Raw genomic sequence first — 11792 nt, forward strand, 5'->3', positions numbered from 1 at the left:
CGTCTCGCGGCCGTTCCGTCCGCGGGAGGGGAAACGCGTTTCTCCGCGGGACGAAACGGTGGCGTATGAGCCACGCGCGCACCGTCGAACTCGAGGGACACATCATCGACAGCGGCACGATGCAGCGCTGTTTCGGCGCGGTGATGGACCTCGGCGGGTCCTTCGACGTCGAGCAGTTCGACGTGGGAAAACACGAAGACGAAGAGTCGTACTGCAGACTGACGGTGTCGGCCGACGACCCCGAGACCCTGCAGGCGATCGTCCACGAACTCCACCAGAACGGCGCGGTGCTGGAGGACGCGAGCGAGGTGACCCTCGTCTCGGCGCCGGCGGACAGGGTCGTGCCGCGGGACTTCTACTCCACCACGAATCACCCCACGGAGGTGCTGTACGACGGCGAGTGGGTCTCCGTCGACCGGATCGAGATGGACTGCGCGCTCGTCGTCAAGCCCGAAGGCGGTCGACGCGGGACCCCCCGTGCCTACGCGAAGGTGCTCAACGCGGTCGAGGAGGGCGACCTCATCGCGACGGACCAGTCGGGCATCCGCGTGCGACCCCCGGAGCGCCCGCGGAGCGGCGGCGGCGCGTTCGGGTTCATGCAGGGCGGCGTCTCCGCCGAGCGACCCTCGGAGTCCACGATCCGCGAGGTCGCCGCGGAGCTCCGCGAGGTGAAGCGCTCGGGCGGGTCCGTGATGGTCGTCGCCGGACCGGCGGTGATCCACTCGGGGGCGGGCGACGCGCTCGCCGACCTCGTCGCCGCGGGGTTCGTCGACGCGCTCTCGGCCGGGAACGGCTTCGCGACGCACGACCTGGAGCGCTCGCTGTACGGCACGTCGCTCGGGATGAACGTCGAGACGCTCGAACACCCGCGGAAAGGGCATAAACACCACGTCTGGACCATCTCGGAGATCATCCGAGCGGGCGGGATCGAGGCCGCCGTCGACGAGGGGATCGTGACGGAGGGCGTGATGTACCAGTGCGTGGAACGCGGCGTCGACGTCGTGCTCGCCGGGTCGATCCGCGACGACGGACCGCTGCCCGACACGATCACCGACGCCGTGGAGGCCCAGAACGCGATCCGCGAGCAGGCGCACGAGGCGGACGTCGTGGTCATGCTCGCGACGCTGCTGCACTCGGTCGCCGTCGGGAACTGCCTCCCGTCGACGACGAAGACCGTCTGCGTCGACATCAACCCGGCGACCGTCACCCAGCTGCTCGACCGCGGCTCGGCGCAGGCGGTCGGGATGGTCACCGACATCGGGACCTTCGTCCCGACGCTCGCGGAGTTCGTGTTACAGGACGAAACCGACGGTCCCGACGCCCCGAGCGGCGACGCGACCTCCCCGGGCTCGGAGGGCGACCGATGACGGTCGCGCTCCGTCCGTACGACCGCGACCGCGACGCCGACGGCCTCTACGACTGCAAGCTCGCCTTCGAGCGCGGGCTCGGCGCGAACACCGGCGGCGACGACAAGGCGGCCGCGTACGAGGGGAAGCTCACCCAGGACTACCGCGAGCGGTGGCTCGCGTGGGTCGACCGGTGCGTCGCCGACGACGAGCGGTGCGTGACGGTCGCGGTCGCGGAGGGCGGCGACGGGGAGGGCGACGGCCCCCGAGCCGACGGCGGTGGGGTGGTCGGCTACGTCTTCGTGCTGCCCGAGCGGCTGTCGATGATCTGGGACGCGGCCGTGATCAACGAGCTGTACGTCGCCCCGGCGCACCGCGGCGCGGGGGTCGCGGACGACCTGCTGGCCGCCGCCGTCGACCTCGCCGGCGACCAGTCGCTCCCGCTCGATCGGATCGTGCTCGACGTCGACCCCGCCAACGAGCGCGCGCGAGCCTTCTACGACCGCCACGGCTTCGAGTCCTGGGGCGAGATGGTCGCGCGACCGGTCGACCTCGACTGACCCGGCTCCGGCGCGCCGCCGTCTCCGAAGGTACAAGCCTCTCTGCCGGTTCCCCGGATCCATGTACGACATCGGCGTCGTCGGCTGCGGCGTGATCGGGAACCGGCTCGCCGCCGCAGTCGACGCCCACGACCGGTACGAGCTCGCCGCCGCCTGCGACCTCGACGCTGACCGCGCGGCGTCGCTCGCGGCCGAATACGGCACGGCGTCGACGGCGACGACGACCGATCACGCGACGCTCGCGGCGCGTGCGGGGCTCGACGCGGTGTACGTCGGCGTCCCCCCGCTCGCCCACGAGGCGGTGGTCGCCGACGCGCTCGACGCCGGCCGCCACGTGATCTGCGAGAAGCCCGTCGCGGCGGACGCCGAGGCGGGCCGGCGGATGACCGCCCTCGCCGCGGAGCGCGACCTCGCGACCGCGGTGAACCTCCCGTTCCGGTACACGCCCGGATTCGTCCGGCTTCGGGAGCTGGTCGCGGCGGGCGCGATCGGCGACCCGCGCCGGGTCAAACTCCGCTTCCGGTTCCCCCAGTGGCCGCGCGAGTGGCAGGACGTCGCGTGGCTGGAGTCGCGCGAGCAGGGCGGACCGCTGCGAGAGGTCGGGACCCACTTCCTGTTCGGCGTGCAGGAGCTGTTCGGTCCCGTCGACTCGGTGAGCGCCGACGTCGGCTACGCCGGGCCGGAGGCGTACGAGAACGACGTCGTCGGGACGTTCCGTGCCGGTGGGGTGCGGGGGACGATCGACCTGCTCTGCGACCACGAGGGCGAGGAGGAGAACGCGATCGCGGTCGTCGGCGACGACGGGTCGCTCTCGCTGACGGAGTGGCACCGGCTCGTTCGCGATATCGGCCGCGAGACCGAAACGACGCTCGTCGACGAGCGCGGCGACACCACCGCGGCGCTGCTGACCGAGTTCGCGGACGCGATGGACGGCGACGGGGGTGACCTCGTCTCCTTCGGCGAGGCGACGCGGGTCCAGACGGTGCTCGACGCGATCCACGCCTCCGACGGCGACCGCCTCTCCCTGGGCGACTGACGCCGGGGACGAGAGCGGAACCGCAGGACGTGAGAACGCCGGACAGGAGTTATAAGCGAGCCGCCGCGACTATCGGGTATGAGCTATCTCGTAGCCACAGACGGATCGACGGAGAGCGACGAGGCCGTCAGATACGCGGCGCGACAGGCGGTCGCGTTCTACGAGACACTCGAGATCGCCCACGTGTTGACGCCGGACTCGGAGCTCGTCGACGGGACGATCGTCCTCCCGGGCGAGGAGGCCGCGGTCGAGGCCGGCAAGAGCGTCCTCGCCAACGCCGAGACGGTCGCCGGGGAGGCGGTCGGCGACGAATCTATCGACGTGGAGACCCAGCTGCTCACCGGCCGGCCGGCCGACGCGATCGCCGACTACGCGGCCGAGGCGGACGTCAAGGCCATCTACGTCGGGCACCGCGGACTGAGCGAGGAGCGCGAGCAGGTGGTCGGCAGCGTCGCGAAGAGCGTCGTCGACAAGGCGGACGTTCCCGTCACGGTGATCCGATAGCGGTCGCGCCGGGCGTAGACGACGCGAACCGGTCGCGGCGTCCGCCGCGCTGTCGGCGTCCGCTGTGCTGGCGAAGTCCGCAGCGGTGGCGGCGTCCGCAACGCTGGCGGCGTCCGCGGCGTCAGAGACGACGGCAATGACCACCAGTACCGGGCCTTCAAAACCGTTGGCCGCGTAACACGAGGTGATGTCCGAAGACGTACTCGTCACGGCGGATTGGGTGGAATCGAACCTGGACGCGTTCCAGGACGACGACTCGGATCACCGGCTCGTCGAGATCAACAATCCGACCGTCACCGACGAGTCGGAGTACACGCCCTACGAGGAGGGCCACATCCCCGGCGCGCTGAACTTCGAGTGGGACGAGGTCTTCACCGACGAGACGGAGCGCGACATCGTCTCGAAGGCGGACTTCGCGGAGCGAAACGGCGCCGCCGGCATCGACGCCGACACGACCGTCGTCGTGTACGGCGGCGGCCGCGTCCCCAACTGGTTCGCCCTGTTCGGCTACTGGATCTACAAGTACTACGGTCACGACGACGTCCGCGTGATCGACGGCGGGAAGGGGTACTGGGTCGACAACGACTACCCGCTCTCGACCGAGGAGCCCGACTTCACGCCGCGCGAGTACGAGGCCCGCGGTCCCTTCGAGAGCGTCCGCGCGTACAAGGACGACATCGACAAGGCGATCGAGGAGGGGATCCCGATGGTCGACGTCCGCTCGCCCGAGGAGTTCTCCGGCGAGGTCATCGCGCCCGAGGGGCTCAACGAGACCGCCCAGCGCGGCGGCCACATCCCCGGCGCGAGCAACGTCCCGATCGGGACGACCCTGAACGAGGACGGCACGTTCAAGAGCGCGGACGAGCTCCGCGAGCTGTACAGCGAGGCCGGCGTCGGCGGCGACGAGTCGACGATCACGTACTGCCGCGTCGGCGAGCGCTCGTCGATCGAGTGGTTCCTCCTGCACGAGCTGCTCGGCTACGACGACGTCCGCAACTACGACGGCTCGTGGACCGAGTGGGGGAACCTCGTCGGCGCGCCGATCGAGACGGGCGAATAAGCGGCGGTCGCGGTCGCTGACTGTTGACGGTTTTTAAATACGTCGCCCATCGAGGACGACGGCGCACGCTCCCTCTCGACGGCAGGGTCTCCGCAGTGCCGGCCGCCGTCCCGTTAGTCGTCTATCGAGGCGACCGCAGTGCGCTCCGCGCCGATCCGACGGTCGAGGAAGTCGTCGAGTAGCTCCAGCGACCGGATCTTCTGGTCGATGTCGCCGGAGCCGTGGCCTTCCTCGCCGAGCTCCTCGTACTCGTAGTCGACGCCCTCCTCGAAGCCGGCGTCGTCGAGCGCGTCCCGAAGGATTCTGGCCTGCGAGACGGGGACCCGCGGGTCGTTGACGCCGTGGACGATCAGGAGGGGCGCGTCGAGGTTCTCGACGTGGTTCACGGGGCTGCGCTCGCGGTAGACGTCCTCGTTCGCGTCCGGCTCGCCGAGGTTCTTCACCATGAGCTCGGTCCGGAAGTGCGGCATGGTGTTCTCGTACATGTCGAATAGGTCGCTCACGCCGACCCACGTGACCCCCGCGGCGTACAGGTCGGGGTACTGGACCAGTTGCCAGTTCGCGGAGTAGCCGCCGTAGGAGCCGCCGTACACGGCGACTCGGTCCTCGTCGAGCCAGTCGTACCTGTCGAGGACGTGCTCGGCGCCGGTCGCCACGTCGCCCTGCTCGGCGCCGCCCCAGTCGCCGTACAGCTCCTCGACGAACTCGCGCCCGCGACCGGCCGAGCCGCGGTAGTTCACCTGGAGCACCGAGTAGCCGCGCGAGAGCAGGAACTGGACCCGGTAGCTGAACCGCTGGAGGTCGAGCGCGCGCGGTCCCCCGTGAGGGTTCACGACGAGCGGGGAGGGACGACGGCCGGCGTCGAACAACAGTCCCTCGATCTCGAACTCCCCGTAGGAATCGCGGTCGACCGCCCGCGCGGGGGTCTCCGGGACGCCGTCGGAGTCGAACGCGACGACTTCCGGCTCGACGAAGTCGCCGGGGTCGAACGGGCCGTACTCCGCCTCGAAGACGCGCTCGAACTCGTCCGCGTCGAGGTCGTACGCGACCAGTTCCGGCCGGCGGCTCGACGTCGTGAGGTACGTCAGGAGCCGCCCGTCGGCGAGCGTGTCGTCGACGATCGGTCGGGCGACCCCGTCCGGGAACGAGAGCGCGCGCGACTCGCCGGCCTCGGCGTCGTAGATCACCGGGACGACGGCGGTCCCCTCGACCCGGTTCGCGACGAGGCGGTCGCCGCCCGGGAGGAACCCGCTCGGCGACTCGGTGTGTTCGTCGCCCCCGAACCACGTCACCGAGGCGTCGTCCACGCCGGCCGAGAGGTCGACGATTCCGCTCCGGCTCAGGTCGGTCGTGTTGTCGCTGACGAGCAGCCGGTCGCCGTCGGGGGCCCAGTCGATCGGTCGCGCCTCGGCTCCGGTCTCGCCGATCGCCAAGTTCCGGGGGTTCGAGCCGTCCGCGTCGGCGACGTACACGTCGCTGTTCTCGTAGGCCTCCGTCTCGTTGGTCGCGTACGCGATTCGCTCCCCGACGGGCGACAGTTCGCCGGCGCCCGTCGCGCGCTCGTAGTCGGTGAGTTTCGTCGTCTCGCCGCTCGGGAGGTCGTGGCGGTAGAGGTTCATCTGCCCGTCGCGGTTGGACCCGAAGAGGAGCGTCTCGCCGTCCTCGCTCACGTCCTGGAGGCGGATCTGGCCCTCCATCTCGACGATCGGTTCGCTTTCGCCGTCGAGGGTCATGGCCCACACGTCGTGTTGCTCGTCGCCGCTCTCGTCGCGGTGGTAAAAGAGGCGGTCGCCGCTCGGGTCCCACTCGAACCCGGCGCGGACGGACCTCGGCACCTCGCCGTCGCTCAGCTGGGTCAACCTCTCCGTGTCGGGGTCGAACAGGTGAAGCTCGTTTCGGCCGGTGACGTCGTAGTAGAGAGCGATCGTCTCGCCGTCCGGGGACACGCGCGGGCTCGTGACGGTCGGGAGGGACGCGAGTTCGCGGAGCACGTCGGTCTCGTCTGAGTCTGACATCCGTTTCGATGCCGCGAGGGCTCCCTATTCAACGTTTCCGCCGCGGAACCGCGCGTCGCCCGAGCGGCGGTCCGTCCCGCCGCCGGCCTTCCGGGTCTCCCAGTCACCGGACGGCCGGGGGACGTCGATGTTCGTCTCCCGCCTGTTCTGGAGCCGCCACTACCGACAGAAGCTCGTCGACTGGCCGAGGTGGCTCGACGTGGCCGTGAATCCCGTGTACGCTGGGTTCGATCGCGACAGACACGACCCGGACCTCGTCGCGGCGTGGAAAGCGGGCGAGACGGGCTTCCCGATGGTCGACGCGAGCATGCGCTGCCTGCGGGAGACCGGCTGGCTCAACTTCCGGATGCGGGCGCTGTGCGCGAGCGTCTACTTCCACGTCCTCCAACAGCCGTGGCGGATCGGCGCGGACCACTTTTATACGCATCTGATCGACGCCGACGCCGCGATCAACTACACACAGTGGCAGTCGCAGTGCGGACTCGCCGGACGCCCGGGGCTGCGCCTCTACAACCCGCGCAAGCAGGTCCGCGACCAGGACACCGAGGGGACGTTCATCAAGCGGTGGGTACCAGAGTTGGTACCCTTCCCGACCGAACACCTCGACCGTCCGGAACACGCTCCGCTGGCGGTCCAGGCGGAGTGCGGTATCGAGGTCGGCGAGGAGTATCCCTACCCCGTCGTCGAGTTCGAGGCGGCCCGCGACGCGTTCGAGCGGCGGTACTACGCCGCCTATCCCGAGGCCGCCGCGCGGTTGGCCGACGAAGCGATCGCCCGTCGCGCCTCGCTCTCGGGCGGCATCGACGCCGCGCGGGCGACCGCGGAAGAGCACGGGAGGGAAGCACCGAGCCGAGACGCCGACGGGGCGGCCGCCGAACCGAGACGCCGACGGGGCCGCCGAACCGAGACGCCGACGGGGCCGCAGCGGTCGTCAGACCGATCTATCCGCCTTCGACGAGAGCCGCTGATCACCCGGTTCGAGTGCGAACGTATTTGTGGTTGTGTGTAGTATTGTAAAGTATGAACCAGAACGTCGGCCTCACGGACAAGCGCGTCAGAACGGTCCTCGGTGCGGTGCTCGGGATCGGGTCGCTCGCGACGCTCGCGGGGGCGGTCTCGCTGCCGGCGCTTGCCGCGCCCGTCCTCGGCGTCGTGGCGCTGATCCTGCTCGCGACCGCCACGACCGGCACCTGTCCGCTCTACTCGCTGCTCGGCGTCGACACGTGCCCGGTGTCGCCCAGCGGATCGCGGTGAGAGCCGCCGTCGTCTTTCGGCTCGTTCACCGTCCGTCGATTGAGCGATAGCGCGGCTGAGGCGGTCGCTCGCGCCGGTTCCCCGACCACCGCCGACGGCAGCCTCAAGTGTGCTTAGTCGTAACGAATTACATGGACAATCGAGACAGGCCGATCGGCTTCGGAGACGCGTGTACCGGGGGATCGATCGAGGTGTTCGCGCGTGAGTGACGACCCGGCCGTCCTCGTGATCGGCGGCGGCGCGACGGGGGCCGGCGTCGCCCGCGACCTCGCGCTTCGCGGGGTCGACGTGACACTGGTCGACCGCGGGAACCTCGCGGGCGGGACGTCCGGGCGCTCGCACGGTCTGCTCCACAGCGGCGCCCGCTACGCCGAGGCCGACGCGCCCGGCGCGGAGGAGTGCCTCCGCGAGAACCGGACGCTCCGCGAGATCGCCGGGGCGTGCGTCAGCGAGACGGGCGGGCTGTTCGTCCGCCTCTCGGGCGACGACCCGGACTACTTCGCGGAGAAGGTCGCCGCCTGCGAGGAGATCGGCATCGAGACCGAGCGGCTCGACGCGGACGAGGCGCAGGCGGTCGTTCCAGGACTCTCTGACGAAGTCGCGGAGGCGTTCCGCGTGCCCGACGGCGTGATCTACCCGTCCAGACTGGTCGCCGCGAACGCGGCCGACGCCGAGCGCCACGGCGCCACCGTCCACACCGACGCTCCCGTCGAAGCCGTCGACACGGCCGACGGCGCGGTTTCGACCGTGCGCGTCGGCGGCGCCGTCGACGCCGCGCTCCGACCGGACCACGTCGTCAACGCCACGGGCGCGTGGGCCGACCGGATCGCCGAACTGGCCGGCGTCGAGGTGGGAATGGCGCCGAGCCGCGGCGTGATGATCTCCGTCGAGTACGACGGACTCGACCCGGTGTTGAACCGGTGTCGCGACCCCGACGACGGCGACATCATCGTCCCCCACGAGGGGGAGGCCGTGCTGGGCACGACGAGCGTTCCGGTCGACGACCCCGACGAGTACGAGCGGGCCGACTGGGAGGTGGAGCGTTCGGTCGAGGAGTGCGCGGCGATGCTCCCCGCCGTCGCCGACGCGCCGACGGTCCGGACGTGGTGGGGCGTCCGCCCGCTGTACGCGCCCGACGAGTCCGGCTCGAACCGACGGGGAATCTCGCGCGGGTTCACCGTGATCGACCACGCCGACGAGGGCGTCTCGAACCTCCACACCGTCGTCGGCGGGAAGCTGACGACCTACCGGGAGATGGCCGAAGTGACGAGCGACCGCGTCTGCGAGCGGCTCGGCGTCGACGCCGCCTGCGAGACCGCGACCGAGCGGCTCCCCGGCGCCGACGATCCGGGTCGGCTCGACGAGCTCGTCGAGCGGTACGGCGGGGCGAACCCGACCGACGCAGGCGTCGTCGACGCCGCGGCCGACGACTGAAAAAGCGGAACCGGAGCAAAGCGGAACAGAGGAAGGGTGGGAAACGGAACGGGCGGAGAGAGCGACGGGAGCGACGCGCCCTACTCGTCGTCGTCGATCATGCCGCCGAACACCGCGGTCGCGGTGTCGGGGACGTCGAAGTCGTGGTAGTGTTCGCCCTTCTCCTTCGAGAGGATATTGAGGGCCGCGGCGGCGCCGTCGCCCGCCGAGATGACCGCCTGCCACTCCTCCGCGCGGACCATCCCGCCCGTCGCGTAGGCGTCGTCGACGCTCGTCTCCATCGAGACGTCGACGTCGACCGTGTCGTCGTCGTCGAACGCGCAGCCGAGCGACTCGGCGAGGTCGCGGCTCGCGCCGGTCGCGAGCACGAGGTAGTCCGCCTCGTACTCGTCCGACTCTGTCGTCACCGTGAACCCCGCGTCCGACTCGGCGACGTCGGTGACCGCCTCGCCCTGCTTCCGGTCGACCCCGAAGTCGTCGGCCTGCTGGCGCGCCGTGGCGAGGAACTCGCTGCCGCCGACCGAACCGATGCCGGGGTAGTTGAACAGGTGCGCCTTGTGCATCCATGTCTTGTCGGTGTCGAACAAGACCGTGTCGAGCCCGTTTTTCCCCGCGAACAGTCCCGCGCTGAGTCCGGCCGGTCCGCCGCCGACGATCGCTACGTTTGTCATAGTTGTCATTTTATGCGGCGCATCATAAGCGTTGGTGGAACCGGTGACGGAGGTGTGGTAACGACGTGTTCGTCACGGTTTGCGACGGGGCGCGGTCGTCGAACGCGGTCACCGGCTACGCCGAGAAATCCGCGAGCGATCCGTCCGAGTCGTCGGGGTCGTCCCGGTTGCCGTCGAGGTCGTCCCGATTGTTTCGGTCCCTGTCGTCGTCCGCGTCGCGGATCGTCTCGGGCTCGTGCCACGGATCGTCGGGGTCGACGGGTTCGACGGCGCGGTCGAGCTCGGCGGCGGAGTAGTCGCGCTCGTCGTCTAAGAGCATCGCGAGGCGCTGCCAGCGGGCGCTGTGCTCGCCCTCGCCCTCAGGGCCGACGCGCGCGCCGCGGGTCTTGAAGAAGCGCGTGCCGCGCCCCAGCTTCGACCCCTCGCCGGTGTGGCCGTCGAAGATCGCGTCGAACTCGCCGCCCGGTTCGAGGTCGCCGACGGGGAAGTCGTGGGCGGGCTCCTCGCCGCGCTCGCGGGCCTCGGCGCGGAGGTCCGCGACGGTCCGGAAGTACTCGTCGGCGTTGGGGCCCTCGCGGGTCGACCGCGCGCGGGCGGCCGCCAGCGCGGCGTGGATCGCACAGAGGCGGCCCTTCCACTCCGCCGGCTCCCAGCGCTCGGTGGCGAGCTCCTCGTAGCGCTCGATCGTCAGCGCGACGTCGCTGCCGGCGCGGAGGTCCTCGACGACGTAGAGGTTCAGGCGGTCCCAGAGGTTCCACGCGTAGCCGGAGCGGGCCAGCTCCCAGGCGGCCCACGCCGCGACCTCCTCGTCGGAGCGGCGCACCGCCTTCTGGAGGAGACTGGAGACGGCGTAGCGGCTGTAGCCGCCGTCGGTCTCGTTCTGCTCCTTCGGCTCGCCGAAGTCGTTCTCGCCGGTCGCGTCCGGCGTCGTGTCGGTCTCGAGGCTCCCGTCGGACCCGAACGTCGCCTGTCTGTCGTCGCCGTCGGCCATACGCCCGCTCCCGCCGCGAGCGACTTAAAAACCGCGCGGCGGGCGAGGGGGAAGCGAGACGGGCGCATCCCCGGAGCGGCCCGCGGTACGGCGGATCACACCTCCGCTGAAAGGGAACCCTTAAGTTGGATCCAGCGGCTATGTTTCAGTGACCGCCCTTAGCTCAGCCTGGTAGAGCAGTCGACTGTAGATCGACTTGTCCCCCGTTCAATTCGGGGAGGGCGGACTGTACCGCAGCAACCGTGAGCGACGGCGAGCGGTTGCTGACCGAGAGGGACGAGCGACCCGAAGTGAGCAGACGAGTCACAGCCCGGAACGGCGAGCGGAGCGAGCCGCACGCCCGGACTGTCTCGACGAGTTCAATTCGGGGAGGGCGGACTGCACCGCAGCAACCGTGAGCGACGGCGAACGGTGGTCGTCCCTCTCTCGAAGTGAGGTAACACCGACTGTCGGTTTTTCAACTTGTTCGGGTAATCGAACTAGAGTAAGGCCTCGTTAGAGAGCTACATAGCCTCCTACGCGCCCAAAACGAGCATCCGGCGTTCGTCGGAAGCGAACCGGTTATTCCCACAAAAACCGACAACAACTGTTCTAATTTATTACATACTAGTTTAATATCTATTATGATTATCTCTTAAGAATGTCCGTAGGGCAAGAGCTACTCGACGTACCGTTCCCCGAGATGGTGGCCAGCATGGGGCAGGGGATCGCGGACGCACAGAATCAGTTGGACATGAACTCGGTCGAGGTCGCCAAGACGCTCGCGGAGACGGAGATCGAGGTCGTCCCGGCGATCACGCGGACGATCGACTCCAACGGCGACGTCACCTACTCCTCGGCGGACGCGATCGACGTCTCGCTGCTGCAGGCGGGGCTGTTCCCGACGTTCTACCAGTTCTCGGAGGCCGTCATCGAGGTCGA

10 protein-coding genes, 1 tRNA gene and 2 pseudogenes are annotated in these 11792 nt (G+C 69.7%); 10 read left to right on the forward strand and 3 right to left on the reverse strand.

The features are described from left to right. Positions 1-65: 65 nt before the first annotated feature. From R6U01_RS09440 to R6U01_RS09460, 5 genes are all read left to right on the forward strand, one after another. Positions 66-1367 carry a TIGR00300 family protein gene (locus R6U01_RS09440; protein WP_410286202.1) on the forward strand — a complete coding sequence of 434 codons (1302 nt, stop codon included), beginning with the start codon at positions 66-68 and terminating at the stop codon, positions 1365-1367. Further along, a complete protein-coding gene (locus tag R6U01_RS09445; protein ID WP_410286203.1) occupies positions 1364-1906 on the forward strand; it encodes a GNAT family N-acetyltransferase in 543 nt (180 codons plus the stop codon). Before R6U01_RS09440 ends, R6U01_RS09445 begins: the two co-directional genes overlap by 4 nt. A 61-nt stretch (positions 1907-1967) precedes the next feature. Continuing rightward, a complete protein-coding gene (locus tag R6U01_RS09450; protein WP_410286204.1) occupies positions 1968-2942 on the forward strand; it encodes a Gfo/Idh/MocA family protein in 975 nt (324 codons plus the stop codon). Positions 2943-3020: 78 nt separating this feature from the next. Then, the gene (locus tag R6U01_RS09455) at positions 3021-3446 is read left to right on the forward strand and encodes a universal stress protein (protein ID WP_410286205.1); all 426 of its coding nucleotides are present in this window, start codon (positions 3021-3023) and stop codon (positions 3444-3446) included. Between the two features lie 187 nt (positions 3447-3633). Continuing rightward, complete coding sequence (locus R6U01_RS09460; protein ID WP_410286206.1) at positions 3634-4506, forward strand: sulfurtransferase; 873 nt, start codon at positions 3634-3636, stop codon at positions 4504-4506. A 113-nt stretch (positions 4507-4619) separates the two neighbouring features. Here R6U01_RS09460 and R6U01_RS09465 read toward each other — a convergent pair whose 3' ends face one another. Beyond that, positions 4620-6521: a S9 family peptidase gene (locus R6U01_RS09465; RefSeq protein WP_410286207.1), complete on the reverse strand. Its 1902-nt coding sequence runs from the start codon at positions 6519-6521 to the stop codon at positions 4620-4622. A 100-nt stretch (positions 6522-6621) separates the two neighbouring features. On the opposite strand from R6U01_RS09465, the pseudogene R6U01_RS09470 reads away from it, so the two are divergent. The 3 genes and pseudogenes from R6U01_RS09470 to R6U01_RS09480 form a co-directional block, all read left to right on the forward strand. Beyond that, a pseudogene (locus R6U01_RS09470) lies at positions 6622-7530 on the forward strand (FAD-binding domain-containing protein); the annotation flags it as partial. A gap of 11 nt (positions 7531-7541) precedes the next feature. Then, a complete protein-coding gene (locus R6U01_RS09475; protein WP_410286208.1) occupies positions 7542-7775 on the forward strand; it encodes a DUF2892 domain-containing protein in 234 nt (77 codons plus the stop codon). A 201-nt stretch (positions 7776-7976) separates the two neighbouring features. Next, positions 7977-9209 carry an FAD-dependent oxidoreductase gene (locus R6U01_RS09480; RefSeq protein WP_410286209.1) on the forward strand — a complete coding sequence of 411 codons (1233 nt, stop codon included), beginning with the start codon at positions 7977-7979 and terminating at the stop codon, positions 9207-9209. 80 nt (positions 9210-9289) lie between these two features. On the opposite strand, the gene R6U01_RS09485 is transcribed toward R6U01_RS09480, so the two are convergent. Continuing rightward, positions 9290-9880, reverse strand: a complete 591-nt coding sequence (locus tag R6U01_RS09485) for an FAD-dependent oxidoreductase (protein ID WP_410286210.1) — start codon at positions 9878-9880, stop codon at positions 9290-9292. Positions 9881-9995: 115 nt separating this feature from the next. After that, positions 9996-10871 (reverse strand): hypothetical protein, encoded by an 876-nt coding sequence (locus tag R6U01_RS09490; protein ID WP_410286211.1) that lies wholly within the window; start codon positions 10869-10871, stop codon positions 9996-9998. A 152-nt stretch (positions 10872-11023) separates the two neighbouring features. On the opposite strand from R6U01_RS09490, the gene R6U01_RS09495 reads away from it, so the two are divergent. Next, positions 11024-11097 (forward strand) — tRNA-Tyr (locus R6U01_RS09495). 414 nt (positions 11098-11511) lie between these two features. Continuing rightward, positions 11512-11792 (forward strand): annotated as a pseudogene (locus R6U01_RS09500) (hypothetical protein); the annotation flags it as partial.

This window comes from Halorubrum sp. (genome assembly GCF_046498025.1).
GTDB lineage: Archaea > Halobacteriota > Halobacteria > Halobacteriales > Haloferacaceae > Halorubrum.

What these genes read in the sequence shown, in the direction of transcription:
- R6U01_RS09440 (WP_410286202.1), top strand. Translation starts at nt 66, where the DNA reads ATGAGCCACGCGCGCACCGTCGAACTCGAGGGACACATCATCGACAGC.
- R6U01_RS09445 (WP_410286203.1), top strand. Translation starts at nt 1,364, where the DNA reads ATGACGGTCGCGCTCCGTCCGTACGACCGCGACCGCGACGCCGACGGC.
- R6U01_RS09450 (WP_410286204.1), top strand. Translation starts at nt 1,968, where the DNA reads ATGTACGACATCGGCGTCGTCGGCTGCGGCGTGATCGGGAACCGGCTC.
- R6U01_RS09455 (WP_410286205.1), top strand. Translation starts at nt 3,021, where the DNA reads ATGAGCTATCTCGTAGCCACAGACGGATCGACGGAGAGCGACGAGGCC.
- R6U01_RS09460 (WP_410286206.1), top strand. Translation starts at nt 3,634, where the DNA reads ATGTCCGAAGACGTACTCGTCACGGCGGATTGGGTGGAATCGAACCTG.
- R6U01_RS09465 (WP_410286207.1), bottom strand. Translation starts at nt 6,521, where the DNA reads ATGTCAGACTCAGACGAGACCGACGTGCTCCGCGAACTCGCGTCCCTC.
- R6U01_RS09475 (WP_410286208.1), top strand. Translation starts at nt 7,542, where the DNA reads ATGAACCAGAACGTCGGCCTCACGGACAAGCGCGTCAGAACGGTCCTC.
- R6U01_RS09485 (WP_410286210.1), bottom strand. Translation starts at nt 9,880, where the DNA reads ATGACAAACGTAGCGATCGTCGGCGGCGGACCGGCCGGACTCAGCGCG.
- R6U01_RS09490 (WP_410286211.1), bottom strand. Translation starts at nt 10,871, where the DNA reads ATGGCCGACGGCGACGACAGACAGGCGACGTTCGGGTCCGACGGGAGC.